Annotated in this window: 23 protein-coding genes and 1 pseudogene; 16 read left to right on the forward strand and 8 right to left on the reverse strand. The window is 68.3% G+C overall.

Annotation, left to right across the window (positions count from 1 at the left end; translation table 11 throughout):
- The first annotated feature begins 3 nt into the window (after positions 1–3).
- Genes CFB39_RS20910 through CFB39_RS20920 form a run of 3 tightly spaced genes read left to right on the forward strand, consistent with a single transcriptional unit; the run spans position 4 to position 4,322 of the window.
- On the forward strand, positions 4–3,051 hold the full coding sequence (locus CFB39_RS20910; RefSeq protein ID WP_089474283.1) for a DUF802 domain-containing protein: 3,048 nt from the start codon (positions 4–6) through the stop codon (positions 3,049–3,051).
- A 3-nt stretch (positions 3,052–3,054) separates the two neighbouring features.
- A complete protein-coding gene (locus CFB39_RS20915; protein WP_089474284.1) occupies positions 3,055–3,699 on the forward strand; it encodes an OmpA family protein in 645 nt (214 codons plus the stop codon).
- Entirely contained in the window at positions 3,696–4,322 is a 627-nt protein-coding gene (locus CFB39_RS20920) for a DUF2894 domain-containing protein (RefSeq protein WP_089474285.1), read from the forward strand. The genes CFB39_RS20915 and CFB39_RS20920 overlap by 4 nt, the downstream gene beginning before the upstream one ends.
- Positions 4,323–4,354: 32 nt before the next feature.
- Here the strand turns inward: CFB39_RS20920 and CFB39_RS20925 are convergent, their stop codons facing one another.
- Positions 4,355–4,927, reverse strand: coding sequence for an NADPH-dependent FMN reductase (locus tag CFB39_RS20925; RefSeq protein WP_089475619.1), 573 nt, complete (start codon positions 4,925–4,927; stop codon positions 4,355–4,357).
- 95 nt (positions 4,928–5,022) lie between these two features.
- On the opposite strand from CFB39_RS20925, the pseudogene CFB39_RS20930 reads away from it, so the two are divergent.
- From CFB39_RS20930 to CFB39_RS40890, 5 genes and pseudogenes are all read left to right on the forward strand, one after another.
- A pseudogene (locus CFB39_RS20930) lies at positions 5,023–5,582 on the forward strand (transposase); the annotation flags it as partial.
- A 55-nt stretch (positions 5,583–5,637) separates the two neighbouring features.
- On the forward strand, positions 5,638–6,039 hold the full coding sequence (locus tag CFB39_RS39545) for a hypothetical protein (RefSeq protein ID WP_144030293.1): 402 nt from the start codon (positions 5,638–5,640) through the stop codon (positions 6,037–6,039).
- Between the two features lie 11 nt (positions 6,040–6,050).
- Entirely contained in the window at positions 6,051–6,359 is a 309-nt protein-coding gene (locus CFB39_RS20940; protein WP_144030294.1) for a hypothetical protein, read from the forward strand.
- Positions 6,360–6,407: 48 nt separating this feature from the next.
- On the forward strand, positions 6,408–6,599 hold the full coding sequence (locus tag CFB39_RS20945; protein WP_144030295.1) for a hypothetical protein: 192 nt from the start codon (positions 6,408–6,410) through the stop codon (positions 6,597–6,599).
- A gap of 11 nt (positions 6,600–6,610) precedes the next feature.
- Entirely contained in the window at positions 6,611–6,739 is a 129-nt protein-coding gene (locus CFB39_RS40890) for a hypothetical protein (RefSeq protein WP_256991438.1), read from the forward strand.
- Positions 6,740–6,765: 26 nt separating this feature from the next.
- Here the strand turns inward: CFB39_RS40890 and CFB39_RS20950 are convergent, their stop codons facing one another.
- The 3 genes from CFB39_RS20950 to CFB39_RS41275 form a co-directional block, all read right to left on the reverse strand.
- Positions 6,766–7,347 carry a histone acetyltransferase gene (locus CFB39_RS20950; RefSeq protein ID WP_089474289.1) on the reverse strand — a complete coding sequence of 194 codons (582 nt, stop codon included), beginning with the start codon at positions 7,345–7,347 and terminating at the stop codon, positions 6,766–6,768.
- Positions 7,348–7,835: 488 nt separating this feature from the next.
- Positions 7,836–9,119, reverse strand: coding sequence for an isoprenylcysteine carboxylmethyltransferase family protein (locus tag CFB39_RS20955; RefSeq protein ID WP_089474290.1), 1,284 nt, complete (start codon positions 9,117–9,119; stop codon positions 7,836–7,838).
- 120 nt (positions 9,120–9,239) lie between these two features.
- Complete coding sequence (locus tag CFB39_RS41275; RefSeq protein WP_089474291.1) at positions 9,240–11,549, reverse strand: collagen-like triple helix repeat-containing protein; 2,310 nt, start codon at positions 11,547–11,549, stop codon at positions 9,240–9,242.
- Between the two features lie 359 nt (positions 11,550–11,908).
- On the opposite strand from CFB39_RS41275, the gene CFB39_RS20965 reads away from it, so the two are divergent.
- Entirely contained in the window at positions 11,909–12,307 is a 399-nt protein-coding gene (locus CFB39_RS20965) for a carboxymuconolactone decarboxylase family protein (protein WP_089474292.1), read from the forward strand.
- A 57-nt stretch (positions 12,308–12,364) separates the two neighbouring features.
- On the opposite strand, the gene CFB39_RS20970 is transcribed toward CFB39_RS20965, so the two are convergent.
- The 3 genes from CFB39_RS20970 to CFB39_RS20980 are packed head-to-tail and all read right to left on the reverse strand — an operon-like array spanning position 12,365 to position 15,829.
- Positions 12,365–13,348 carry an alpha/beta fold hydrolase gene (locus CFB39_RS20970; protein WP_089474293.1) on the reverse strand — a complete coding sequence of 328 codons (984 nt, stop codon included), beginning with the start codon at positions 13,346–13,348 and terminating at the stop codon, positions 12,365–12,367.
- Positions 13,349–13,355: 7 nt separating this feature from the next.
- A complete protein-coding gene (locus tag CFB39_RS20975; RefSeq protein WP_089474294.1) occupies positions 13,356–14,930 on the reverse strand; it encodes an NAD(P)/FAD-dependent oxidoreductase in 1,575 nt (524 codons plus the stop codon).
- Positions 14,927–15,829: an SDR family oxidoreductase gene (locus CFB39_RS20980; RefSeq protein ID WP_089474295.1), complete on the reverse strand. Its 903-nt coding sequence runs from the start codon at positions 15,827–15,829 to the stop codon at positions 14,927–14,929. Before CFB39_RS20980 ends, CFB39_RS20975 begins: the two co-directional genes overlap by 4 nt.
- A gap of 103 nt (positions 15,830–15,932) precedes the next feature.
- Here CFB39_RS20980 and CFB39_RS20985 point away from each other — a divergent pair, with 103 nt between their 5' ends.
- The 3 genes from CFB39_RS20985 to CFB39_RS20995 all read left to right on the forward strand — a co-directional run bounded on the left by CFB39_RS20985 (position 15,933) and on the right by CFB39_RS20995 (position 17,273).
- The gene (locus CFB39_RS20985) at positions 15,933–16,583 is read left to right on the forward strand and encodes a TetR/AcrR family transcriptional regulator (protein WP_256991439.1); all 651 of its coding nucleotides are present in this window, start codon (positions 15,933–15,935) and stop codon (positions 16,581–16,583) included.
- Positions 16,584–16,674: 91 nt separating this feature from the next.
- Positions 16,675–16,947: a type II toxin-antitoxin system Phd/YefM family antitoxin gene (locus CFB39_RS20990; protein WP_089474297.1), complete on the forward strand. Its 273-nt coding sequence runs from the start codon at positions 16,675–16,677 to the stop codon at positions 16,945–16,947.
- A complete protein-coding gene (locus CFB39_RS20995) occupies positions 16,944–17,273 on the forward strand; it encodes a type II toxin-antitoxin system RelE/ParE family toxin (protein WP_089474298.1) in 330 nt (109 codons plus the stop codon). The genes CFB39_RS20990 and CFB39_RS20995 overlap by 4 nt, the downstream gene beginning before the upstream one ends.
- Before the next feature lie 43 nt (positions 17,274–17,316).
- On the opposite strand, the gene CFB39_RS21000 is transcribed toward CFB39_RS20995, so the two are convergent.
- Complete coding sequence (locus CFB39_RS21000) at positions 17,317–18,258, reverse strand: LysR family transcriptional regulator (protein WP_089474299.1); 942 nt, start codon at positions 18,256–18,258, stop codon at positions 17,317–17,319.
- Between the two features lie 126 nt (positions 18,259–18,384).
- Between CFB39_RS21000 and CFB39_RS21005 the strand changes: the two genes are divergently transcribed.
- From CFB39_RS21005 to CFB39_RS21020, 4 genes are all read left to right on the forward strand, one after another.
- Entirely contained in the window at positions 18,385–19,029 is a 645-nt protein-coding gene (locus tag CFB39_RS21005) for a glutathione S-transferase family protein (RefSeq protein ID WP_089474300.1), read from the forward strand.
- Positions 19,030–19,065: 36 nt separating this feature from the next.
- On the forward strand, positions 19,066–21,171 hold the full coding sequence (locus CFB39_RS21010; protein WP_089474301.1) for a pyridoxamine 5'-phosphate oxidase family protein: 2,106 nt from the start codon (positions 19,066–19,068) through the stop codon (positions 21,169–21,171).
- Positions 21,172–21,293: 122 nt separating this feature from the next.
- Positions 21,294–21,497 (forward strand): DUF2970 domain-containing protein, encoded by a 204-nt coding sequence (locus CFB39_RS21015; protein ID WP_043178166.1) that lies wholly within the window; start codon positions 21,294–21,296, stop codon positions 21,495–21,497.
- Between the two features lie 575 nt (positions 21,498–22,072).
- A complete protein-coding gene (locus CFB39_RS21020; protein WP_089474302.1) occupies positions 22,073–24,301 on the forward strand; it encodes a TonB-dependent siderophore receptor in 2,229 nt (742 codons plus the stop codon).
- Positions 24,302–24,330 lie beyond the last annotated feature (29 nt).

The raw sequence follows: 24,330 nt of genomic DNA on the forward strand, positions 1-24,330 counted from the left end.
GCTATGTCCAGAATTCGCCTTGATCTCGTTGTCTTCGTCGCCGGTCTGCTCGCTGTGGGCTGGATCGGCGTCGGCTATGTCGCGTCGAACCCGCTGGCGTCGGCCGTCACGCTGCTGATCGCCGCGTGCTACGTCGCCGGCGCATGGGAACTGCTGCGCTACCGGCAGGCCACCGCCACGCTGTCGCGCGCGGTCGCCGGCCTGACCGAGCCGCCCGCGAAACTCGACACGTGGCTCGACACGCTGCACCCGGGCCTGCGCGGCGCCGTGCGCGCGCGGGTCGAAGGCGCGCGCGTCGCGCTGCCGGGCCCGTCGCTCACGCCTTACCTCGTCGGCCTGCTCGTGCTGCTCGGCATGCTCGGCACGCTGCTCGGGATGGTCGTCACGCTGAAGGGCACGGGCGCCGCGCTCGAAAGCGCGACCGATCTCGACGCGATCCGCGCGTCGCTGATCGCGCCGGTGAAGGGCCTCGGGTTCGCATTCGGCACGTCGATCGCCGGCGTCGCGACCTCCGCGATGCTCGGGCTGCTGTCCGCACTGGTGCGCCGCGAGCGGATCGACGCGGCCCAGCAGCTCGACGCGAAGATCGCGACGACGCTGCGCGTGCATTCGTCCGCGCACCAGCGCGACGAATCGTTCCGGCTGCTGCAGCGCCAGGCCGACGTGATGCCGGCGCTGGTCGACCGGCTGCAGACGATGATGACGACGCTCGAGGCGCGCAGCGTCGCGCTGCACGATCGCCAGATCGAAAGCCAGCAGGCGTTTTTCGACCGCACCGAGCGCGCGTATGCGGGCCTCGCGTCGAATGTCGGCGACGCGCTGAAGGAGAGCGCCGCCGAAAGCGCGCGCGTGGCCGGTGCCGCGCTGCAGCCGGTCGTCGCCGCGACGATGACCGGGCTCGCGCAGGAGATGGCCGCGCTGCGCGATACCGTGACGGGCGCCGTGCAGCGTCAGCTCGACGGGCTGACGGACGGCTTCGAGAAGACCACCGGCAACGTGACGGCCGTCTGGAACCGCGCGCTCGACGAACAGCGCCGCGCGGGCGATGCCGTCGCGCAGCAACTGCAGACGACGCTCGGCCAGTTCACCGACACGTTCTCGCAGCGTTCGACGGCGCTGCTCGACGGCGTGGCGACGCGCCTCGAATCGACGGAAAGCCGCCTGTCGGAAGCATGGCGCGATGCGCTGTCGCGCCAGGAGCAGGTCGGCGAGACGCTGGCCGGCCAGCATGCGCGCGCGCTGGGCGAGGCCGCCGCGACGTTCGAACGCCATTCGGGCGCGACGCTTGCCGCGATGCGCGAGTCGCACGCGGGGCTGCAGACGCAACTGGCTGCACGCGACGAGGAACGTCTCGCCGCGTGGAACGACTCGCTGGCCGCGATGGCCGCGAAGCTCGGCGACGAATGGCAGCGCGCCGGCGCGCACAGCGCAGGCCGCCAGCAGGAAATCTGCGACGCTCTGGCGCAAACGACGCGCGATCTCGCCGCACAGGCTTCGACGTTCGAACAACGTTCGAGCGAGTTGCTGTCGACGATCCGCGATTCGCACACGGGCCTGCAGACGCAACTGGCCGCGCGCGATGAAGAACGCCTGTCCGCATGGAACGATTCGCTGGCCGCGATGGCGACGAAGCTCGGCGACGAATGGCAGCGCGCAGGCGTGCACAGTGCGGGCCGTCAGCAGGAAATCTGCGACGCACTCGCACAAACGACGCGCGACCTGACCGCACAGGCTTCGACGTTCGAACAACGCTCGAACGACCTGCTGTCGACGATCCGCGATTCGCACACGGGCTTGCAGACGCAATTGGCTGCACGCGACGAGGAACGCCTCGCCGCGTGGAACGACTCGCTGGCCGCGATGGCCGCGAAACTGGGTGACGAATGGCAGCGCGCAGGCGTGCACAGCGCAGGCCGTCAGCAGGAAATCTGCGACGCACTGGCGCAAACGACGCGCGACCTGACCGCACAGGCATCGACGTTCGAACAACGCTCGAACGAGCTGCTGTCGACGATCCGCGATTCGCATACGGGCCTGCAGACGCAGCTCGCGGCGCGTGACGAAGAACGCCTCGCCGCGTGGAACGACTCGCTGGCCGCGATGGCCGCGAAGCTCGGCGACGAATGGCAGCGCGCAGGTGTACACAGCGCGGGCCGTCAGCAGGAAATCTGCGACGCACTGGCACAAACGACGCGCGACCTGACCGCACAGGCCTCGACGTTCGAACAGCGCTCGAACGAACTGCTGTCGACGATCCGCGATTCGCATGCCGGCCTGCAGACGCAACTGGCCGCGCGCGACGAACAGCGCCTGACGGCATGGAACGACTCGCTCGCCGCGATGGCCGCCGCGCTGCGCGACGAATGGGCGCAGACGAGCGCACAGGCCGCGACGCGCCAGCAGGACATCTGCGACACGCTGGCCCGCACCGCGAACGACATCACCGCGCAGGCGCAGGTGCATGCGAGCGACACGATCAACGAGATCGCGCGCCTCGTGCAGGCTGCCTCGGAGGCGCCGAAGGCCGCGGCCGACGTCGTCGCCGAACTGCACCAGCGCCTGTCCGACAGCCTGGTGCACGACACCGCGATGCTCGAGGAACGCAGCCGCCTGCTCGCGACACTCGAAACGCTGCTCGGCGCGGTCAACCACGCGTCGACCCAACAGCGCACCGCGATCGACGCGCTCGTCAGCACGTCGGCCGACCTGCTCGACCGCGTCGGCGCGCGCTTCAACGACACCGTCGATGCCGAGACGCGCAAGCTCGACTCGGTGGCCGCACAGGTCACGGCGGGCGCCGTCGAGGTTGCGAGCCTCGGCGACGCGTTCGGGATGGCCGTGCAGGTATTCGGGGAGTCGAACGACAAGCTGCTGACCCATCTGCAGCGCATCGAGGCCGCGCTCGAGAAGTCGCTCGCGCGCAGCGACGAGCAGCTCGAGTACTACGTCGCGCAGGCGCGCGAGGTGATCGACCTGAGCATGATGTCGCAGAAGCAGATCGTCGAAGACCTGCAGCAGCTCGCCGGCCGGCGGGCGAGCGTCGGAGCGTAACGCATGCACGACGAAATCGACGGCGGCGCGTCCTCCGCCCCGGTGTGGCCCGCGTTCGCCGACCTGATGTCGGTGCTGCTTGGCGCGTTCGTGCTGATCCTCGTCGGCGTGATCGGCATGCAACTTCAGCTCACGTCGAAGCTCGAGGAGGCCATGCGCGCGCGCCAGCAGGAAGCGCAGCAGCGCAAGTCGCTCGAGCAGGCGCTTGCCGGGCCGCTCGCGGCCGGCCGCGTGACGCTCGTGAATGGCCGCATCGGCATCAGCGGCAACGTGCTGTTCGCATTGAATTCCGACCAGTTGCAGCCCGCGGGCCGCGACCTGCTGAAGACGCTGGCCGCGCCGCTGGGCGCCTACCTGAAGACGCGCGACGAGATCCTGATGATCAGCGGCTTCGCCGACGACCAGCAGGTGCATGCCGGCAACCGCCTGTTCGCGGACAACTGGGAACTGTCGGCCAAGCGCGCGTTGACGGTCACGCGTGCGCTGATCGACGCCGGCGTGCCGGCGTCGTCGGTGTTCGCGGCCGCGTTCGGCTCCGAGCAGCCGGTCAGCTCGAATGCGGACGATGAAGGCCGCGCGAAGAACCGCCGCGTGGAGATCGCGCCGGTGCCGCGCAAGTCGGCATCGAACGGAGGGAAGACGAAGTGACCGGCGAAGCGACGCACGTTCGCGCGACGCTCGACGCATGGCGCGAGCAGGGCGCCGACCGGCTCGATCCGGTGCGCTTTCACCGGATCGACGCGCTCGAACGGCGCGCGGCCGCGCTCGAAGGCGACGCGCGCGCGTTGCTCGATGCGCGGCTGGCGACGTTGCTCGAAGGCTTCGCGGAGATCGTTGCGCGCGCCGATGAAACGGCAACTGCAACCGCAACCGCAAGCGGCGCGGCAGGTACGCCCGCGCGCGGTGCGTTGGCGGCACTCGTCGAGCGGCTCGCGCGCGATGCGCAGGCCGACCGGCGCGGGCTCGATCCCGAGCTGGTCGACTACTTCCGAACGATGTGGTCGAAGGTCCGCACGGAACAGCAGTACCGCCAGTCGCTCGACCAGGTGCCGCGCAACGCCGGGCCGCTCAATTCGAACAGCCTCGTGCACCGGTCGCTCGCGACGATGCGCGAGTTGTCGCCGGCTTATCTGCAGCAGTTCCTGTCGTATGTCGACGCGCTCGCGTGGCTCGAGGATCTCGCCGGCGGCGGCGCGCAGCCCGAGAAGGAAGCGCCGCGCGCGAAGGCGACCAAGCCGGCGAAGAAGGTGACGCGCGCGAAGGCGCGGTAACGCCGCGCGCGTTCACAGACGAACGCGGGTTGCTACCGGCCCGGTTCTGCCTCCTGGATGGCCGCGCGCAGTGCGTGCAACGCATCGGCGAGCGCCGACGCGAACGGCGGATGCGCGGCGATTCCCGCCGCGTCGAGCTGGCTCCCGAGGATCGGCAGCGTGATCGACGCGCGCTCGACGATGTTCGCCGACATCACCGACAGCGTCTCCCGCAGCGCCGCGTCCGCATGCGTCGCACGCGGCGACGCATTCAACACCGCGACCGGCTTGTACACGACGGCCTCGCATCCCACGATCCAGTCCAGCGCATTCTTCATCACGCCCGTGACGCCGTGCGCGTATTCCGGGCTGGCGATCAGCAGGCCGTCGGCGGCATTCACGCGGTCGATCAGGTCGCGCACCGCGGCGGGCGACGGATATTCGGTATCGGGATTGAACAGCGGGAATTCGCCGAGACGATCGAAGCGCACGATGCGCATGCCGTGCGGCGCGACGCGCGCGGCCGCGTCGAGCAGCGCGGCGTTGTACGACTGCGCGCGCAGGCTGCCGCACAGCGCGACGATGTCGATGTGGCGGTCGGCGTGGGGGCGGGGATCGGGGGTCATCGAGGTGCGTGTCGGTTGGCGCGTCGCGTAGCGCATGTCGCACGGATTATCGCACCGGGGTTCGGGCGGCGCTGTGCATGAACAGCTGCCACAATTTGAAAAGGTTACTGCTCGACAAGCTGCGCGAATCTGGCCAGCTGGATCTCTCTTGTGTAGCTTTAGATTTCTCGTCATTACGAGCCGTGGGGCGAGCGAAAAACTGGCCGAACCCTACGGATCGCGCGTGACCGGGTTCAAGCATTACGTTCTCGTAGACGCTGACGGTATGCCTGTTAGCGTTATCCTGACCGGCGCAAACCGAACGACATTACTCAACCGCTGCCGCTAGTCGATGCTATTCCGCCGAGGCATGCGCGGCCGACTGCTTCGCAAGCCCAAGGTCATCTACGCAGATCGCGGCTACGACTCCGAGTCGCACCGTGAGCGATTGCGTGATCGTGGCATCAAGCTTGTAATCGCGAAGCGACGCGCTGACCATGGCAGTGGTCTGGATAAATTCCGCTGGGTGGTCGAACGGATTCACGTGTTTCTACACAAGCTCCGTCGTCCGCGAATTCGTGTCAATCGGCTTGGCGACATTGTCGAAGCGTTCTTGAAACTCGACTGCTTGCTCGTCTGTTGGAACACCTTCAAACGACCTGAGCGGAATTTTTGAACTGTCCTCTAGGGGCGATCGGAGGCACTCTGGAACAAATGGAGAATGGTGACCAATGGCAAGATGGATGATGCGTAAGAGGGCAGAATGGAAATCAGTGCGGGCGTGCCGACGTGCCGCTTGCGGGTTCGCCTTGGTATTGTTCGCGATGTCGGCCTATGCTGGCGAGCAATTCGACCTTCAGTGCCGGAATGGTACTCATCTGGGCCGATATGTCGTTGGCCAGAACAGCGTGTCGGCGCGTAACCGGGAATCGCCGATGGGCCTCTTTTATTGCCCGAGCGACCGGAAGATCTACAACATACGGACCGACGACCGGCGATTGCATGATGGCACCTGCGCCGTGCCGTTCGAGGATGTGGAGGTGACGTACTTGAGCTTCGAGCGTCGCCCACCTTTTCCTCTGTGTGATGGTGGCTATCTGGCCGATCCGAGGATGGTGATGTTCTTCGATTGACAGTGAAGCCGATGCCGCTCCGCAAATGCATCGACCATGCTGACCTGCAGCCGACGGTGGCGGCAGCGATTCCTGCTGAAAGCTACCTGAGCGCTCACGATCGTCCCGACACCGCGACACTGGTCATCTGGGTCATCGATCCGTCGCTCAACCGCCAGCGCGAACGCGAGTATTCGCATGCGACCGGCGCATTCCTGACCCTCGCCGAGCGCTATGCGCTGTGTCCGCAGAACCGGACGTGCGTGATGCCGGACGGTCGCGTGACCGTCCACGTCGGTTATCGCTTCGATCCCGACACGGATGTCTGCAGCGAGACCTAAGCGGTATTTGACAACGCAACGCCAGCCTTGCTCGTGAAGAGCGAGCAGATGTGTTTCTTGCCCGAGATGCGCGACTCGGAAGACGTCGTGCGCGATGCGCTGCCCAAGGCCGAGTTCCCGCGCACATATGCCGGCTGGATCGTGACGGAGCGTATCGGCTACTGGGTCGCCGTGCTCTACCGGCAGCGCCACGGAGCCGGCGAATCGGGTGCGCACGAGGATGCGGTGTTCGCGGCCTAGTGGTCGCGCAGATGAAGCGTGTCGATCCGAACATCGAATGGCTGCTTCCGTCGGTGCTCGCCGGGCTCGCCCGGATAAAGATGATGGACGAGCACATATTGCGGCTGGCGTTCAGCGAACGAACGGGCATCGCGATCTAGCACGGTCCTGCCTGATACGCGAACGCTCACATGCAGGCGGCACCGGCCATCCCCGCCACGCGCGCGAATTCCCCGATCTCCCATCCATGACCGAGCATCAGCCGCCGCGTATGCAGCGCGCCGTGCACGTCGTCGGCGACGGTTTCACCGAGATAACGCAGCGCACGCCCGTCGATATCGACGAAGCCGTGCCGGTAATCCTGCGCGAGCGCCGTCCACAACTGCGCGGCGCCCACTGACTGGCGCGCGCCGCTGATCAGGCACAGGCCCGCGTCGAGCCCCCAGCGATACAGCGTCGTCGCGAGCCCCTTGCGCTGCGCGGACCCGCGCAGCCGCGTATGCGGCGCGCGCAGGTAGCGGTCGGCGCGGCGCGGGATTTCGGGCAGGCGGTTGAACACCGTATAGCCGGCGAGCTGGCGCGCGGCCGGATCCTCGACATACAGGAAGTACTCGCCGTCCGCCTCGCGGTGGCGGACGATCAGGCCGGAGCGGCCGAGCGCGACCGCCGGCAGGCCGTGCAGGCGATGGCCGGGCTGGTGGAGACGCGCGTAGAGCGTGTCGAGTTCATCGTCGATGTCGTGCTGGGAATGCTGTACGTCGATACGCATGGCAAAGGTCGCCCGTCCCGGGCGGTCCGAGAAAGTGGTTCATCGCAAAGGGGAAAGGAATGGCTGCGGCCCCCGGGCTCGGCGAAGCGAGCCGGGGCCGCGAATCAGCTGGGGATGTGCTGGAAACCGGCGGCGATCGCGGCGAGGCCCGCGATGCAGAGTGCGAACAGGATCAGGACTTTGTGGATCACGTCTCTCTCCTCATGAATGCGCGGCGCCGGAGGGCGGCATCGCGGAGACGGTGAGCGGCGGGCACGGCCCGCGCGGCCGTCGTGCGGGACGACGGTCGAAGGTCCGGGCGACACGCGCGCAGGTCGGGCGCCGTATCGCACGCGGACGGGCAGCACCATACGCGACGTGATTCGGGTGGGCAATCGGACAGAAGATGAAAAGCGACGAAAGGCGGAGAATCGCGTCGTTTCGCGACAATTGGCCGCATGAGGGTGTGCTACTACCTGCGGCAGCCGGCCCCGCCCTTTGCCACCGCGTCAAGCCGGCGCGCGCTGCCCGAATGCCTGCCTGATCCGCGCGAACAGCCCGTGCTGCTCGATCCATTCGGCATACGCGCGATAGTCGGGGTCGCGCATCAGGTGGCGCTCTTCCGTCTTCGCCCGCGTGTAATAGATCAGGTTGACCGCGACGAGCCCCGCGCAGTGCATGAGCCCGACCTGCCAGCCGAGCGGCTCGACGAACGGCACCGACACCATCCAGTACGACAGGTTCTTCGTGATGTACGCCGGATGCTTCGTGAAGCGGTACGGGCCCGACGTGATGATCCCGCGGTTCGTCAGGTTCGAGAACCGCAGCCCGAACGAGATCGTGCACAGCGCGTAGGTCAACAGCAGCACGATGATCACCGCGCCCCAGATCACGCGCAGCGTCGGGGCCGACATCAGCCAGTTGTCCCAGAACATCGAGCCTTCGTAGCGGATGTAGTTGTTCGAGAACAGCGACCAGAACGGCTGGTAGCACATCAGCGCGGCCACCCAGCCGAGCGTCGTCGGCTCGACGGTGCGCACGTGGCTGTCGAGGATGCGGAACGTGCACAGATAGCCGACGGTGCCGAACATCAGGTCCATCGTGAACGACAGGTCGTACATGAACACGAAGGTCGCGATCGTCATCGGCGCGTGCATCGCGTTCGCGAGCGACGCGGTCAGGTGATCGGCGTCCTTCGACAGGTAGACGGTCATCAGCGGCAGGAAGAACGCCTTCACGCCCCAGCCGGCCAGCATCTCGCGCACCGGCTTCCAGCTCGCGGGCTGCTCGCGGCGGAACAGGAAGCGGCCCCACAGCAGGTACGCGTCGTCGGTCTCGCGCTGGTGGCGGTCCATCCACGCGAAGTAGAACGGCGCGGCGACGATCACGTACGGCGCGAGCGAGCGCAGCAGCGACCAGAACGGCAGGTAGAACCGGCCGTGGTATTCGGGCAGCAGCCAGTAGATCACGCCGATGCCTGCATAGATCGACGTCAGCGCGCCGAGCCGCGTCGCGACGCGCGCGATGCCGAGCGGCCGGACGGCCTGCCGCGACAGGCCCGCGCTCGGGCGCAGGTAGACGCGCGAGATGAAGATTTCGTGCAGCGCGATCGTGCCGATGATCGCGAGGCTGGCGATGACCGCGCGCGTGGCTGCGTCGAGGGTCGGCTGGTCGCGCGTGATCCACAGCGCGAAGAGGCCGGCGGCGATGCCGAGCAGGCCGGCGCGCAGCGGCGTGGCGGAACGGGGTGGGCGGTCCTGGACCGCGGCGATGCCGTCAAGCGTGGAATTCATGATCGGATCCTCGTACGGATGAGGGCCGGCGCCCCCGCTTGGCGGGTGACGCCGGCCGTCGGCCGGGCTTTGTATGGATGCGCGCCCGGCCATTGGCCTGTGGTTCTGATAGGTAAAGCGTTACTTCTTGTTGCCGCCGCCCAGCAGACCGCCCAGGAGGTTCGTCACCGGCGACAGCAGGTTGCCGGCGCCGCCCGCGGCACCCCCGGTCGAGCCGCCGGTCAGGCCACCCACCACGGAGCCGCCACCCGCCGGCGTCGTGACCGTGCCGGCCGCACCGCCGGGGCTGGCCGTGCCGGTGGCGCCCGCGCCGCCTGCCGGCGTCGTCAGCGTTCCCGTCACCGTGCCGACCGGGCCGCTCGACAACAGGCCGCCGAGCGTGCCCGTCACGTTGCCGCCCGGCGTCGTGACCGTGCCGGTGAGGCTGGCGCCGAGCGGCGTCAGCGAGTTGACGAGGTTGGTGACCGGCGCGAGCAGGCCGCCGATACCCGCGCCACCGGTGCCGCTGGTGCCGCCCGTTCCGCTCGTTCCGCTCGTTCCGCCGGTACCGCTCGTGCCGCCCGAACCGAGGCCGCCGAGCGCACCCGTCAGCGAACCGAGCAGGCCCGTGACCGGTCCGAGCGGGCCGCCGCTGCTCGTGCCGCTGGTGCCGCTGGTGCCGCTGGTGCCGCCCGAACCGCTCGAACTGCCGCCGCCCAGGCCGCCCGTCAGCGTGCCGAGCAGGCCCGTGATCGGGGCGAGCGGGTTGCTGCCGCCCGTGCCGCTGCTGGAGCTGCCCGCGTTGTTGTCGTGGACGAGGCCGCCGGTGGACGTCACCGTGTTGCCGAGCTGCGCCACGACACCACCGAGCGCGCCGCCCACCGGGTTGTCGGTTGCGCCGCCCACCTTCGTGCCGGCGCCGGCGAGGCCGTTGCCGAGTGCGCTCAGCAGGCCGTTGAGCGGCGTGCCGAGCAGCGTGACGCCGCCGAGCGTCTGCGTGGCGCCCGGCGTCGTGACCCCGCCGGTCAGCGTGTTCGTGATCGGGTTGATCACCTTGCCGACCTGCGTCTCGAGCTGCTGGACCGGCGAGCTGTTCAGCGCCGTGTTGAGGCCCGATGCGGTCGAGTTGACGGCGCCGCCGACGGTGTTGACGAGATCGCCGACGAGCGTCGTGACCGGCGACAGCGGCGACAGCGGGCCGGAGCCGAGGCTCTTCACCGCGTTGCCGAGGTTGTTGACCGCGCCGCCGGTGCCGGTCAGCAGGCCGGTGGTCGACGTCAGCGTCGGTCCGAGCGGGTTGGCCGACACGCCGATCGAGCCGAGGCCGGCCGCGACGCCGTTGCCGAGCGCCTGCACGCCGTTGCCGAGGCTCGTGACCGCGTTGCCGACGCTGGTGGCCGTCGTCGGGTTCGTGCCGGGGATCTGCACGCCGCCGATCTGCGCGCCGCCGGTTGCGACCGTCGTGCCGAGTGCCGTCACGAGGTTGCCGGATTTCTGGAGGACATTGCCGAGGGGGGTGACGCCGGTGCCGGAGGTGCCGGAAGTACCGGAAGTGCCGGAAGTGCCGGAAGTGCCCGACGTGCCCGACGTACCAGAAGTGCCCGAAGTACCGGAGGTGCCCGACGTGCCGGAGGTGCCCGACGTACCGGAAGTGCCCGACGTACCGGAAGTGCCCGACGTGCCGGAGGTGCCCGACGTACCGGAGGTGCCGGACGTACCGGAGGTGCCCGACGTACCGGAAGTGCCCGACGTACCGGAGGTGCCCGAGGTGCCGGAAGTGCCCGACGTACCGGAAGTGCCCGACGTGCCGGAAGTGCCCGACGTGCCGGAGGTGCCCGACGTGCCGGAAGTGCCCGAAGTACCGGAAGTACCCGACGTACCGGAAGTGCCGGACGTACCGGAGGTGCCTGACGTACCGGAAGTGCCCGACGTGCCGGAGGTGCCCGACGTACCAGAGGTGCCGGACGTACCGGAGGTACCCGAAGTACCGGAAGTGCCCGACGTACCGGAGGTGCCCGACGTACCGGAAGTGCCCGACGTACCGGAGGTGCCCGACGTACCGGAAGTGCCCGAAGTACCGGAAGTGCCCGACGTGCCGGAGGTGCCGGACGTACCGGAGGTACCCGACGTACCGGAAGTGCCGGACGTGCCTGACGTACCGGAAGTACCCGACGTACCAGAAGTGCCCGAGGTACCGGAGGTGCCCGACGTACCGGACGTCCCCGACGTACCTGAACTACCCGAAGTCCCGCCACCCGAAGTACCCGACGTCCCACCACCCGACGTCCCACCACCCGACGTCCCCGAAGTCCCCGAGCTGCCGCCGGTCCCTGACGTGCTCGGCTTGATCGTCGGCGGGGTCGTCGGTCCATCGACCGAGCCGCAACCGTAGAGTGCGAGCAGCGACGAGACGGCCATCGTTACCGTCGTCTTCTTGAAGAGTTTGTGCATGTTGGCCTCGACATTGGAAGTGTGTCCAAGCCTCCTCTGCAAATTCCGCGCCACGGCAGTATTCCCGAAACGGTGTCGCGCTTTATTGCAGGAATCGGGAATATACGCGCGATTTAAACGGCGTTCCGGCGGTTTCGCGCGACCGGCACGCAGGGTGCGCCGGCGCGGCGGTTGCGATGTTCCCGCACGCCGCCGTAACGCGCGGCGCGATGTTACGTAGCGTTCGACATCGCGTGACGCGGGCGGCCTCGAACCGAGGGCCGCATCTTTGACGAAACGCGCGGGCCCGATGAACATGGCGCGACATCCCCGGCTGCCGGCGACGCCGCAACGACCACGACTCCACACAGGACACCGACATGAGCGAACAGGACAGGGAATACGGCAAGGCGCGACGCATCGACGTGATGGGCGAGGCGTTCGTCGAGCGTGCGATGCGCGACCTCGACGGTTTTTCGCGGCCGCTGCAGAACTGGCTGAACGAGCACGCGTGGGGCAGCACGTGGCAGCGGGGCGGAATCGACCTGAAGACGCGCAGCCTGTGCACCTGCGCGATGCTGGCGGCGCTTGGCCGCAGCACGGAACTGAAGGGTCACATTCGCGGCGCGCTCAACAACGGCGCGAGCCTCGTCGAGATTCGCGAGGTGTTGCTGCACAGCGCGCTGTACGCGGGCGCGCCGGCCGCGGTCGAGGCATTCCGCAGCGCGCGGGAGGTGATATCGGATCTCGGGCTGTCGGTGCCCGATGACGAAACCTGATGCCGCGCCGGCGCCGGCGGCACGGCACGGAATCAGGCGCTGTTACGCGGTCCCGGCTTACGCGATACGTGCCGACGGCGCGGCCACCTCGGCCGGCGCGGCGGCGACTTCGAGCAGCCAGTCGGCGGTGGCTTCCGGAATCGTGACCGGCAGCATGTGCCCGCCCTCGACGACCTTCAGCCGCACGCGCGCCGATTTCTTCGCGAGCGCTTCGCCGTGCTCGCGCCAGTTCAGGATCGGATCGGCGCGGCCGTACAGCACGTCGACCGGCAGCGCGAGGTCCGCATAGCGGCGTTCCATCGCGGGCAGGTCGACCGGCGCCGACAGCAGGTCGGTCGCCGTCGCGTAAAACACGTGCGGGCGCATCCCGAGCAGCCCGCCGCCCTTGACCGGGAAGTCGCGCGGCACGTCTTCCGGCGCGAACACCTGGCGCACGGCCTTGCGGCCGGTCAGGATCGTCAGCGGAATCGCGAAGGTCCACGACACGAAGCGGCGCACCAGCGGCGACGGCAGCATCAGCGGCTTGAACGGCGCCGGCGGCTCGCTCTGCTCGTGCGACAGCGGCGCGATCAGCGCGAGCCGGCTCACGCGGTCCGCATGATTGAGCCCGACCGCGAGCGCGATCGCGCCGCCGAGCGAGTGGCCGACCAGCACCGGCTTGTCGAGCTTCAGCGCGTCGATGAACGCGGCGACCGTGCGGGCCTGCGCGAACACGTTCGCCTGCGAACCCGCGCCGCGGAGCGAGCGGCCGGCGCCCGGCCGGTCGATCAGGATCACGCGATGCTGCTGCGCGAGCCGCGCGAGCGGCAGGTACGCGAAATTGCGCAACTGCCCCGCGAGCCCGTGGACGAACACGATCGGCGGGCCGTTGCCGTATTCGACGTAGTGGATGCGGTCGCCGCCGATGTCGACGAAGCAGCCTTCGGGCGGAAACGCGCGCGTCACGCGGCGGGCCACGTAACCGGTAAACAGCGCGAGCGCGGCGAGCACCGCGACGACGCCGAGCAGCACGTTCTGGATCAGATGGAGCGTAGGGGTCATGTCGGCCTCAGCGGGTTTCGAGTGCGGGTTCGGCAACCGGCGCCGTGGCGCCCGGGCCGGCTTTTGCGCGGCGTTCGAACTGCATCGCCGAATCGGCGAGTCCGCTGAACTTCAGCGATGCGAGATCGAGCACGTAGTTCTGGTGGAATTTCCACGGCTTGCTGTGCCCCTGCTTCGGCAGGATGCCGGCCGCGCGCTGGATGTAGCCCGAGCTCAGGTTGACGGCCGGCACGTTGCCGGGATCGCCGGCGCCGAGCCTCGGCACGCACGTGTCGTAGCCGTTCGCGCGCATGTGGTTGAGCAGCCGGCACACGTAGCGCGCGATCAGCTCGGCCTTCAGCGTCCACGACGCATTCGTGTAGCCGAACGACGACGCGAGGTTCGGCACGTTGCTGTACATCATCCCCTTGTACGACACGGTGTCCGGCAGGTTGACCGTGCGGCCGTCGACGGTGACGCGCGCGCCGCCGAGCATCTTCACCTTCAGCCCGGTCGCGGTGACGATCACGTCCGCGTCGAGTTGCTGGCCGCTCTTCAGCTTGAGGCCGGTCGGCGTGAAGCGCTCGATCTCGTCGGTGACGATCGACGCGCGGCCCGAGCGGATCGCCTTGAACAGGTCGCCGTTCGGCACCAGGCACACGCGCTGGTCCCACGGCATGTAGCGCGGCGTCAGGTGCTTCGCGACGTCGAAGCCGGGGCCGACCTGCTTGCTGGCCGCGCGGATGATGAACTGCTTGGTCCGGTCGGGCTTGCGGCGCGACACGTTGTACAGGTACATCGTCAGCAGCACGTTCTTCACGCGCACGAGCCGGTGCGCGAGCCGCGACGGCAGCACGCGGCGCAGCGCGTTCGCGATCTTGTCGCGCGCGGGTAGCGACACGATGTAGGTCGGCGAGCGCTGCAGCATCGTCACGTGCTGCGCATCGGCCGCCATCGACGGTACGAGCGTGACGGCCGTCGCGCCGCTGCCGATCACGACCACGCGCCGGTTCGCGTACGACAGGTCCTTCGGCCAGTGCTGCGGATGCACGAGCTTGCCTTCGAACGTGTCCATCCCGGCCCAGTCGGGCAGGTAGCCGGCGTCGTAGTCGTAATAGCCGCTGCACATGAACAGGAAGCGGCAGGTGTAGACGAGCGTGTCGGTCGCACCGTCCCGCGTGCGCTCGATGCGCACCGTCCAGCGCGCGCGGTTCGAGTCCCAGTCGGCTGCAATCACCTTCTGGCCGTAGCGGATCGTCTTGTCGATGCCGTATGCGCGCGCGGTGTCGCGGATGTAGTCGAGGATCGTCTGGCCGTCCGAGATCGCCTTGTCGCTGTGCCACGGCCGGAAGCTGTAGCCGAGCGTGAACATGTCGGAATCCGAACGGACGCCCGGATAGCGGAACAGGTCCCAGGTGCCGCCGATCGCGTCGCGTGCCTCGACGATCGCCACGCTCGCATACGGGCAGCGCTGCTTCAGGTGATAGGCCGCGCCGATGCCGGACAGGCCGGCGCCGACGATCAGCACGTCGAGGTCATTGCCGTCCTGGCGGGTGCCGGGCGCGGGCGGCGCGTCGCGCCGGTCGGTCGTCGTCGAGGTCATGCTGGGTCCTTGGTCGGCGTGGTCGGGCGCGCGGCCGGGGCGTGCGCGCGTTCAAGGTTGCGGGCGCGGGCGCGGCGCACGTGGCGCAGCATCAGCCACTGGTAGCCGGCGCCGAGCAGGCGGGCGATCCGGTCGAGCCGGCGTGCGTCGGCGCCGACGAGCACGCGGCGCGCATTGCGCTCGACCCCCGCGAGGATCTGCCGCGCGGCGTCGTCGGCCGTCGTCGCGTTGATCAGGCGGTTGGCCTGGCGGCGATGGGTCGCTTCGTCCTGGCCCGTGAGTGCATGGATGCTGGTATCGACGCGGCTTGCGTCGACGATGTTCGTCGCGACGCCGCCCGGATGCACGCAGGTCGCGCTCACCGGCGCGCCGTCGAGTTCGAGCTCCATCCGCAGCGCCTCGGTGAAGCCGCGCACCGCGAACTTGGTCGCGTTGTACGCGCTTTGGGTGGGCATCGCGACGAGGCCGAACAGGCTCGACGTGTTGACGACGTGCCCGTAGCCCGACGCGCGCAGATGCGGCAGGAACGCCTGCGTGCCATGCACGACGCCCCAGAAGTTGATGCCGACGATCCATTCGAGATCGGCGATGCGCGCGGTCTCGGCGCTGGCGGCCAGCGACACGCCCGCGTTGTTGAAGACCAGGTTGACCTTGCCGTGCTCGGCGCGCACGAAATCGGCCCACGCGAACACCGCGTCGCGGTCGGCGACGTCGAGCCGCCGCGTGCTCACGCGCACGCCGTGCTGCGCGCAGGCGGCCGCCGTGCCGGCGAGCCCGACGTCGTTGACGTCGGCGAGTGCGACCTCGCAGCCGCGCCGCGCGAGCTCGACCGCGAGGCTGCGGCCCATGCCCGAACCGGCGCCCGTGATCGCGGCGACCTTGCCGGAAAACCCCTTCATCCGTCGTTCCTCCCGTTCCGCTTGCGCTGTACCGGCGGCGCATCTATTGTGGTGTTGTTCGTCACCACTTTAGTTTTCGGGTGTCCTGATGTCAAATAGCGGAATGGAGAAAGCACTCGAAACGGAAAAAACGGAAAAAAGGGGCCGGTCGTATGGCGGCGTGGCGCCCGAGGTGCGGGCCGCGGAGCGGCGCGAAGCACTGATCCGCGCGGCGACGCGCGTGTTCGGCACGGTCGGGTTCCGCAAGGCGACCGTGCGGTCGATCTGCCAGGAAGCGAAGCTGAACGATCGCTATTTTTATGCGGCGTTCGACAGCACCGACGATTTACTGCGCTGCACCTACCTGCATCATGCGCAGCAGCTGCACGAAGCGGTCGGGCGGGCGGTGGCCGAGCGCGGCGGCGATCTGCACGAGAGCGTCGACGCGGGGCTCGCCGCGTTCTTCGCGTTCCTGCGCGATCCGTGCGCGGCGCGCGTGCTGCTGCTCGAGGTGATGGGCGTGAGCGCGGACACCGACATGACCTACCAGCGCATGCTGATCGACTTCGGCAAGCTCATCATGGCGATCGGCGCGCCGCGCGAAGCGGCAACACCGGCGGAGCGCACCGAGCAGCGGCTGATCGGGCTCGCGCTCGTCGGCGCGATGACGAACGTCGGCGCGGCGTGGCTGCTCACCGACTATCGCGATCCGGAGGCGCAGATGGTCGCGAGTTGCAGGAAGGTGTTGTTGGGGACGTTGCGGGAGGTGGGGTAGATTCGCGGGAACGGCAAATCGGTTTGGTTTCGGGGTGGACCAAATTCAGACTATAATCGGTCTCATTGTGACCTGATAAAGGACGCGTTCCATGAAATTTTCTACTCAAGTCAAGCCGATCAGCTATCTCAAGAGTCACGCGGCCGAGATCGTCAAGGACATCTCGGAAAGCCGCGAGCCGATGTTGATTACCCAGAACGGTGAGGCGAAACTCGTCGTCATGGATGTTAAGTCGTACGAGGAGCATGAAGAGACACTTGCGCTTCTCAGGCTGCTTGCATTGGGCAATAGGGAGATCGAGCAGGGTCATTTTCGTCCCGTCGAGGATGTCTTCGCGGACCTCGACAAGGACGACGATCAATGACGTTAAGCGTTGTCGTTCTTCGTTCGGCAGAAGAAGATCTTAAGGTGTTGAAGCGCTATCTCGTTTCGAATTTCGGTGCGGAGACATGGCGAGCCAGCTACGGCCAGATCAAGGACGCCATTGCGTCGATCCGTGCATTTCCAAGCCAGGGCAGGATTCCCGATGAACTGGCGAACATCAACCTCAGTCAGTATCGCGAGGTCGTTGCCGGAATGAACCGCGTCATCTATGACGTGCGCGGCGACACGATCCATGTGCATATCGTTTGCGATACGCGAAGGGATCTGAAGTCCTTGCTTATGAGGCGGCTCATGCTCGCACATTGAGCACGGACCTCCTCTCTTCTTTGTTTCACCGTTCCACTTTTCGTTACTTCCGGCTTGAGCGCTTTGTTATCGGCGTCCCCACCGTCTCCCCGATCCTCGCCTTCATCGCGTCGACAAACGCCCGCACTTTCGGCGAAGGCAGCCGCGTCGACGGATACACCGCGTGAATCCCGGCCGGCGCCGAGCGCCACGCAGGCAGCAACCGCACGAGCCGGCCCGCCGCGACGTCGTCGGCGGTCGAGAAATCCGTCAGCAGCCCGAAGCCGCCGCCCGCGAGTACGATCGCGCGGCACGCAGTGGCGGTGTTCGACACGACCGGCGCGACGCAGCGCACGGAAGCGGTGTTGCCGTTCGCGTCTTCCAGTTTGACCGTATGCGCGTGCGGCAGCGACGACAGCATCACGAACGGCAGCGCGGCGAGCGCATCCGGCTCTTGCGGCCGCCCATGGCGCGCGACGAACGCGGGGCTCGCGACCAGCCATTTCTCGTACGTGCCGAGCTGCACCGCCCGATAGTTCGAATCGGCGAGGCGGCCGATGCGGATCGCGACGTCGAGGTTGTCCGCGACGAGATCGACCACGCGGTCGTTCGCGACGAGTTCGACGTCGAGCCCCGGATGCCGGTCGCGCAATGCGACGACGGCAGGCGCGACGACCAGCGCGCCGTAGTCGATCGGCACGCTCACGCGCAGCGTGCCGCGCAGCGGCCCCGCGTCGGACGACACCGCGTCGAGCGCGCTTTCGGCGGCGCGCACGATGTCGCGGCACGCGTCGTAGAACGCCCGCCCCGCGTCGGTCACGCTCAGCCGCCGGGTGGTGCGCACCAGCAGGTTCGCGCCGACCTCGGATTCGAGGCGCTGCATGTGCGTGCTGACGACCGTCTTCGCCAGGCCGAGCCGCTCGGCCGCGGCTGTCAGCGAGCCGGCGTCGACCACCGCGACGAAGATCGCCAGCCGGTTCAGGTTCACGTCGCGCAGGTCGGCCATCGTCGATTGTCCTATGGAAGAGGATGATGTTTCAGCGATTATCCGTCTTCTGGTGACGAACGGCGAGCGCTACGCTGCGGTTGTGCGTCGCCGATCCCCGGCGGCGCGAGAGTCCGGAGCGTTTCCATGTCTGCCGCCAACAAGCCTGCTTCCCCGATCCGTGTGTATTCGTTCCTGCTGTCCGGGCACGCTCATCGCGTCCGGTTGTTCCTGTCGCTGCTCGGCCTGCCGTCCGAGACCGTCGACGTCGATCTGGCCGCCGGCGCGCAGCGCGAACCGGCGTTTCTCGCGCTCAATCCGCTCGGGCAGGTGCCCGTGATCGACGACGGCGGCACGGTGATCGCCGACTCGAACGCGATCCTCGTCTACCTCGCGAAGCGCTACGGCGACGCGCACTGGCTGCCCGACGATCCGGCCGGCGCGGCGGTCGTGCAGCGCTGGCTGTCGTATGCGGCGGGGCCGATCGCATCGGGGCCGGCCGCCGCGCGGCTCGTGACCGTGTTCGGCGCGCAGCTCGACCAGGAGGCCGCCAAGCGCACGGCCGCCAAAGTGCTCGGCGTGATCGACGGCGAGCTGGCCGGCAAGCCGTTTGCCGCCGGCGCGCAGCCGACGATCGCCGATGTCGCCGCGTATTCGTACATCGCGCACGCGCCGGAGGGCGGCGTGTCGCTCGAACCGTATCCGCACGTGCGTGCATGGCTGGCGCGCATCGAGTCGCTGCCGGGCTTCGTCGCGATGCCGACGACGCGCGTGGGCCTGCTCGCCGCGTAACACCCACCGAAGCCGAGCCTGTTCAGGGAGAACGCGATGAATGCCCCGACTGTCCCGACCGCCGTCGTACCGGGCTGGGAACTCGACACCGCGCCGTTTCATGCGGGCGAGCTCGCCGTGCAGCAGCGCGCGGGCGTGACGGAGGTCGCGGGTTCGGCGGGCCGGCGCGGGATCCGGCGCTTCATGCCGGACCAGCACCGGACGTTTTTCGCGCAACTGCCGTTCTTCGTGCTCGGCGGTGTCGACGCGCACGGCCAGCCGTGGGCGACGCTGCGGGCCGGCGCGCCGGGGTTCGTGACGTCGCCCGATGCGCGCACGCTGCGCATCGCGGCGCGCGCGCTGCCGGGCGATCCGCTGGCCGGCGCGTGGCAGCCGGGCGCGCCGCTCGGCGGGCTCGGGATCGAATTCGATACGCGACGGCGCAATCGCGTCAACGGCGTCGTGCGCGCGGTCGACGGCAATGCGCTGACGATCGCGGTCGAGCAGAGCTTCGGCAACTGCGCGAAGTACATCCAGGGGCGCAAGCCGACGTTCGTCGCACGGGAAGTCGATGCATCCGTCGAGCCGGACGTGTCGGACGCGTTGAACGACGCCGATCGCGCGCTGCTTGCGCAGGCCGATACGTTCTTCGTCGCGAGCGCGAACACGTCGGAGGATGCGGGCGCCGCGCGCGGCGCGGACGTGTCGCATCGCGGCGGGATGCCGGGTTTCGTGCGCGTCGACGATGCGCGCACGCTGACGACGCCGGATTTCAGCGGCAACCGCTTCTTCAATACGCTCGGGAACCTGCAGCACGATCCGCGTGCGGGGCTGCTGTTCGTCGATTTCGATAGCGGCGACCTGCTGTACGTGGCCGCGCGCGCCGAGATCGTGTGGGACGGGCCGCTCGTCGCGTCGTTCGACGGCGCGCAGCGGGTCGTGCGGTTCCATGTGCGGGAAGTGCGGCGCATGCGCGCGGTGCTGCCGTTCCGGTGGTCCGCGGTCGAGCGTGCGCCGCAGTTCGCGGCGATGGCGGCGGGGATGGTTTCGGGCGTGGGCGCAGCCACTGGGGCGGCGGTGCCGTCCACTTCTGTTCCTGAATCAACATCGGCATCGGCACCCGCACCCGCACCCGCACCCGCATGGCGGCCGCTGCGCATCGCAAAAATCGTCGACGAAGCGCGCGCGATCCGCTCGTTCCATTTCGAACCGGTGGACGGCGGCCCGTTGCCCGCCTACGAAGCCGGGCAGCACCTGACGCTGCGCATCGCGCTGCCGGGCAGCGATTCGCCGGCGATTCGCAGCTACACGCTCTCCGATGCACCGGGCGGCGCGCATTACCGGATCACCGTGAAGCGCGAAGGGCGAGTGTCGGCGTGGCTGCACGATCACGCGCACGCGGGCATGACGCTCGACGCGCAGATGCCGCGCGGCCGCTTCTCGTTCGATCTCGCGAGCCCGCGCCCGGCCGTGCTCGTGTCGGCCGGTATCGGCATCACGCCGATGATCGCGGTGCTGCGCCGTGCGCTGGCCGACGCTCGATCGCCGCGCCGCGTGGTGTTCTTACACGGTGCGCGTGAAGCAACTGATCGGCCGTTCGCCGAGGAACTGGCACGCGTCGCCGCCACCGACGCGCGCTTGTCGCTTCACTGGTTCGACAGTCATCCTCGCGAAGGCTCGGCAGCGCATGCGGGCCGCATCGACATCGCGCAGCTGAAGCGGATCCTTTCGTTCGACGATTACGATTTCTACCTATGCGGGCCGTCGGCATTCATGCGCGACTTGTACGACGGATTGCGCGCACTGAACGTGCCGGACGAACGCATCCGTTTCGAGGCATTCGGGCCGTCGAGCGTGGCGCGCAGCGCGACCCGCACGACTGCCGCGCCGGCGGCGGCGAGCGTGCCGGTCGTCTTCCGACGCACCGGCCGCGAAGCCGCGTGGACGCCCGCCGACGGCACCTTGCTCGAATTCGCGGAAGGGCAGCGCGTGGACGTGCCGTCCGAATGCCGTTCCGGGTCGTGCGGCACGTGCGCGACGCGCGTGCTGTCCGGCGCGGTCGACTACGAGCAGGCGCCCGATGCCACGGTCGAACCCGGTTGCGCGCTGCTGTGCGTCGCGCGGCCCGCGAAGGGGACGGAACCGCTCGTGCTCGACCGCTGACGCACGCTGCGACATGCCGCCGCAGACGGCCTGCTGCGCGAAAAGCGCGCGCAACTGCTTCTTTTTTCGAATGCCGGTTGGATCGACGATAGCGTCAACCGATAGATGAAAGGAGCGCAATCATGAAACTGCTCGGCATGATCAAACTGGTCCTGTGGAGTTTCTTCGGCGTACGCAACAGCAAGGCGCACGCGACCGATCTCGCGAACGCCAACTTCACGATGCTGCCGTTCGTGGCGATCATCCTCGCAGTGCTCGTCGGCGCGGTCATCTACGGCGTCGTGCACCTGGTCGTCGATCCGACCGTGACGATGCAGGGGTTCTGAGCAACCTGCCGTTGCCGATGAATCGCGAGCGGGCGAACGTTCACGCTCCGGTTTCCGGCCGTATGACCGGCGCGCAACGGCGCCGGCCGTTGACGCGGGCGCGCACGACGCAAGTCACGCGCCCATCGGCACCGTCGTCGTGCCGCGCGAATCGCGCTGTCCTCATTCCCGCCTTCCCCGTTTCCCGTTTCGCCCGATTCCAGGTCGGTCAGCCCCGCCCGGGGTAAAATGCGCGCCGCGCCGCGATGTCGCGCGCGACGGGCACGCCGCCGTTCCAGCGAACGGTGCGCGCAAGTGCGTCGCGCCCGCACCGAGGCGTTCGAAGCGTCCCCCCGCATGACAAGACCGCGCGATGCCGCCGGCCGCCCGACACGCCCCCGACGAACCCGTCGACGGCCGCGTCGGTTCCCGGCGCATCACCTGAATCCGACGTCCCATCCTGCGTCTTCCTGACCGAGCGGCCCGCTTGCGTGCCGCATCGCCCGGTTCGTCTGATGAATGTCGCGCGCGAGCACGCTTCGCAGCTTCGTAAACGGTTTCGACAGGGTCGAGTGGCGAGTTTTCCATCCAGAACAATGACGGTGAATAGAACAACAGCGTCGCGCGCACGGCGGCGCGCGAAAGTCGGGCTTGGCGTCGGTCTCGGCATCACGCTTTTCGCGGCCCAGGCCGCCGCGGCGCAGGGCGACACGCCGGCGCCGGACACGGAGGCGGCCGGCAGCGCGACGCTGCCGACGATCACGGTGAGCGGCGAGCGCGGCAATGCGCTGCGCGTACGCAACGCATCGGTCGCTGGGCTCGACGATACCCCGCTGCGCGACACACCGGCGTCGGTGAGCGTCGTCACGCGCGCGCAGCTCGACGACCAGCAGGCGAAGCGGTTGAGCGACGTCGTGCGCAATGACGCGTCGGTCGTCAACGACTATGCGCCGGTCGGTTATTTCGAAGGCTTTGCGATCCGCGGCTTCCCGGTCGATCTCGCGAGCGCGATCCGGATCGACGGGCTGACGGTGTCCGGCGAGCAGAACGTGCCGCTCGAGAACAAGGAGCGCGTCGAGATCCTGAAGGGGCTCGCGGGCATCGACAGCGGCGTCGTCGCGCCGGGCGGCGTGATCAACTTCGTGACGAAGCGCTCGGCGAACGTCGCGAGCGTGACGGGCGGCGTCGACAGCCGCGGCTCGACGTCGGCGGCCGTCGATCTCGGCCGCCGCTTCGGCCCCGACAATCAGTTCGGCTTCCGGATCAATGCCGCGAAGGAGAACATGCACTCGACCATCGACGGCACGAACGGACGGCGCACGTTCGGCTCGATCGCCGCAGACTGGGACATCAGCCCGCGTGCGAGCCTGCAGCTCAACGCCGAATTCCAGCAGTGGATCCAGCGTTCCGCCCCCGGCTATCAGCTGCTTGGCGGCACCGTCGTGCCGTCGGTCAAGACGACGTCGAAGGCGCTCGGCACGCAACCGTGGGCGAAACCGGTGACGACCGACGCGCTGAACCTGAATGCGCGCTTCGACTACCAGTTCAACGACGACTGGAAGGCCTACATCGCCGCCGGCCGCAGCCGCACGATGATCGACGACAACAGCGCGTTCGCGTACGGTTGCTCGTACGCGGCGAGCTGCACGGCCGGCGCGACGTCGCCGTTCTTCTTCGGCGCGAACGGCGACTATGACGTCTACGACTTCCGCAGCCCCGGCGAATATCGTCGCAACGACGACCTGCGTGCGGTCACGACCGGCAAGTTCGCGACCGGCCCGCTGCGGCACGAGCTGACGCTCGGCGTGAGCGTGCAGCGCCGTGTCGTGAGCATGGCCGACGCCGTGTACGACTACGTGGGCAGCGAGAACGTCTACGGGCCCGACACGACGTTCTCGCCGTCGCCGAATTCGCCCGGCCCGTCGTATCCGCGCCTCGATGCGTGGCAATACGGCGTGTTCGGGCTCGACCGCATCAGCATCGGCGAACACTGGCAGGTGCTCGCGGGCGGCAAGGAAGTACTGCTGCGCCAGCGCAGCTGGAGCAGCCTCGACGGCGACGCGACGCATACCGACCGCTCGGTGTTCCTGCCGCAAGTGGCGCTCGTCTACAAGCCGGTGAACGTGCTGTCGCTGTATGCGTCGTACAGCAAGGCGCTGTCGCTCGGCGACCAAGCGCCCGTGCGGGCGACCAACGCGTATGCGTTCCTGCCGCCGGTCGAATCGCACCAGTTCGAGGTTGGCGCAAAATACGACTGGCTCGACCGGCTGAGCCTCACGGCCGCCGTGTTCTCGATCAGCAAGCCGTTCCAGTTCGCCGACCCGGACGCATCGGGCACGAGCTACACGTTCGTGCAGCGCGGCACGCAGCGGCACCAGGGGATCGAGCTCGGCGCGGCCGGGCGCGTGACCGAGCGCCTGGGGCTGACGGCCAGCGTCGCGGCGATTCGTGCACGTGCGTACGATTCCGGGTCGCCGGCGTACGAAGGGCACCAGATCATCAACGTGCCGGCGCTGCGCGCGACGGTGTATGCGGATTACGCGGTGCCGGGCGTCGCGGGGCTGAACGTGCTGGGCGGCGTCGAGTACAGCGCGGCCCGCAACGCGAACGAGGAGGGCACCGCGCGCGTGCCGTCGTGGTTCGTGTTCAATCTCGGCGCACGCTATACGACGAAGATCGGCGGCCATCGCACGGTGTTGCGCGTGTCGGTGGACAATCTGTTCAACAAGTTCTACTGGCGCGACGCGGGCGAGCAGCAGGGCGATGCGTACCTGTTCCCGGGTGCACCGCGCACCGCGCGCGTGTCGTTGACCTATGATTTCTGACCGTCCGGAACCGGCCGCGTGATGCGCGG

The sequence above is a fragment of the Burkholderia sp. AU6039 genome (assembly GCF_002223365.1).
In the GTDB taxonomy this organism is placed as follows: domain Bacteria; phylum Pseudomonadota; class Gammaproteobacteria; order Burkholderiales; family Burkholderiaceae; genus Burkholderia.

Coding starts and splice junctions, on each gene's coding strand:
- CFB39_RS20910 (WP_089474283.1), top strand. CDS start 4: ATGTCCAGAATTCGCCTTGATCTCGTTGTCTTCGTCGCCGGTCTGCTC.
- CFB39_RS20915 (WP_089474284.1), top strand. CDS start 3,055: ATGCACGACGAAATCGACGGCGGCGCGTCCTCCGCCCCGGTGTGGCCC.
- CFB39_RS20925 (WP_089475619.1), bottom strand. CDS start 4,927: ATGACCCCCGATCCCCGCCCCCACGCCGACCGCCACATCGACATCGTC.
- CFB39_RS39545 (WP_144030293.1), top strand. CDS start 5,638: ATGGCAAGATGGATGATGCGTAAGAGGGCAGAATGGAAATCAGTGCGG.
- CFB39_RS20940 (WP_144030294.1), top strand. CDS start 6,051: ATGCCGCTCCGCAAATGCATCGACCATGCTGACCTGCAGCCGACGGTG.
- CFB39_RS20945 (WP_144030295.1), top strand. CDS start 6,408: ATGTGTTTCTTGCCCGAGATGCGCGACTCGGAAGACGTCGTGCGCGAT.
- CFB39_RS40890 (WP_256991438.1), top strand. CDS start 6,611: ATGAAGCGTGTCGATCCGAACATCGAATGGCTGCTTCCGTCGGTGCTC.
- CFB39_RS20950 (WP_089474289.1), bottom strand. CDS start 7,347: ATGCGTATCGACGTACAGCATTCCCAGCACGACATCGACGATGAACTC.
- CFB39_RS20955 (WP_089474290.1), bottom strand. CDS start 9,119: ATGAATTCCACGCTTGACGGCATCGCCGCGGTCCAGGACCGCCCACCC.
- CFB39_RS41275 (WP_089474291.1), bottom strand. CDS start 11,549: ATGCACAAACTCTTCAAGAAGACGACGGTAACGATGGCCGTCTCGTCG.
- CFB39_RS20965 (WP_089474292.1), top strand. CDS start 11,909: ATGAGCGAACAGGACAGGGAATACGGCAAGGCGCGACGCATCGACGTG.
- CFB39_RS20970 (WP_089474293.1), bottom strand. CDS start 13,348: ATGACCCCTACGCTCCATCTGATCCAGAACGTGCTGCTCGGCGTCGTC.
- CFB39_RS20975 (WP_089474294.1), bottom strand. CDS start 14,930: ATGACCTCGACGACGACCGACCGGCGCGACGCGCCGCCCGCGCCCGGC.
- CFB39_RS20980 (WP_089474295.1), bottom strand. CDS start 15,829: ATGAAGGGGTTTTCCGGCAAGGTCGCCGCGATCACGGGCGCCGGTTCG.
- CFB39_RS20985 (WP_256991439.1), top strand. CDS start 15,933: ATGGAGAAAGCACTCGAAACGGAAAAAACGGAAAAAAGGGGCCGGTCG.
- CFB39_RS20990 (WP_089474297.1), top strand. CDS start 16,675: ATGAAATTTTCTACTCAAGTCAAGCCGATCAGCTATCTCAAGAGTCAC.
- CFB39_RS20995 (WP_089474298.1), top strand. CDS start 16,944: ATGACGTTAAGCGTTGTCGTTCTTCGTTCGGCAGAAGAAGATCTTAAG.
- CFB39_RS21000 (WP_089474299.1), bottom strand. CDS start 18,258: ATGGCCGACCTGCGCGACGTGAACCTGAACCGGCTGGCGATCTTCGTC.
- CFB39_RS21005 (WP_089474300.1), top strand. CDS start 18,385: ATGTCTGCCGCCAACAAGCCTGCTTCCCCGATCCGTGTGTATTCGTTC.
- CFB39_RS21010 (WP_089474301.1), top strand. CDS start 19,066: ATGAATGCCCCGACTGTCCCGACCGCCGTCGTACCGGGCTGGGAACTC.
- CFB39_RS21015 (WP_043178166.1), top strand. CDS start 21,294: ATGAAACTGCTCGGCATGATCAAACTGGTCCTGTGGAGTTTCTTCGGC.
- CFB39_RS21020 (WP_089474302.1), top strand. CDS start 22,073: ATGACGGTGAATAGAACAACAGCGTCGCGCGCACGGCGGCGCGCGAAA.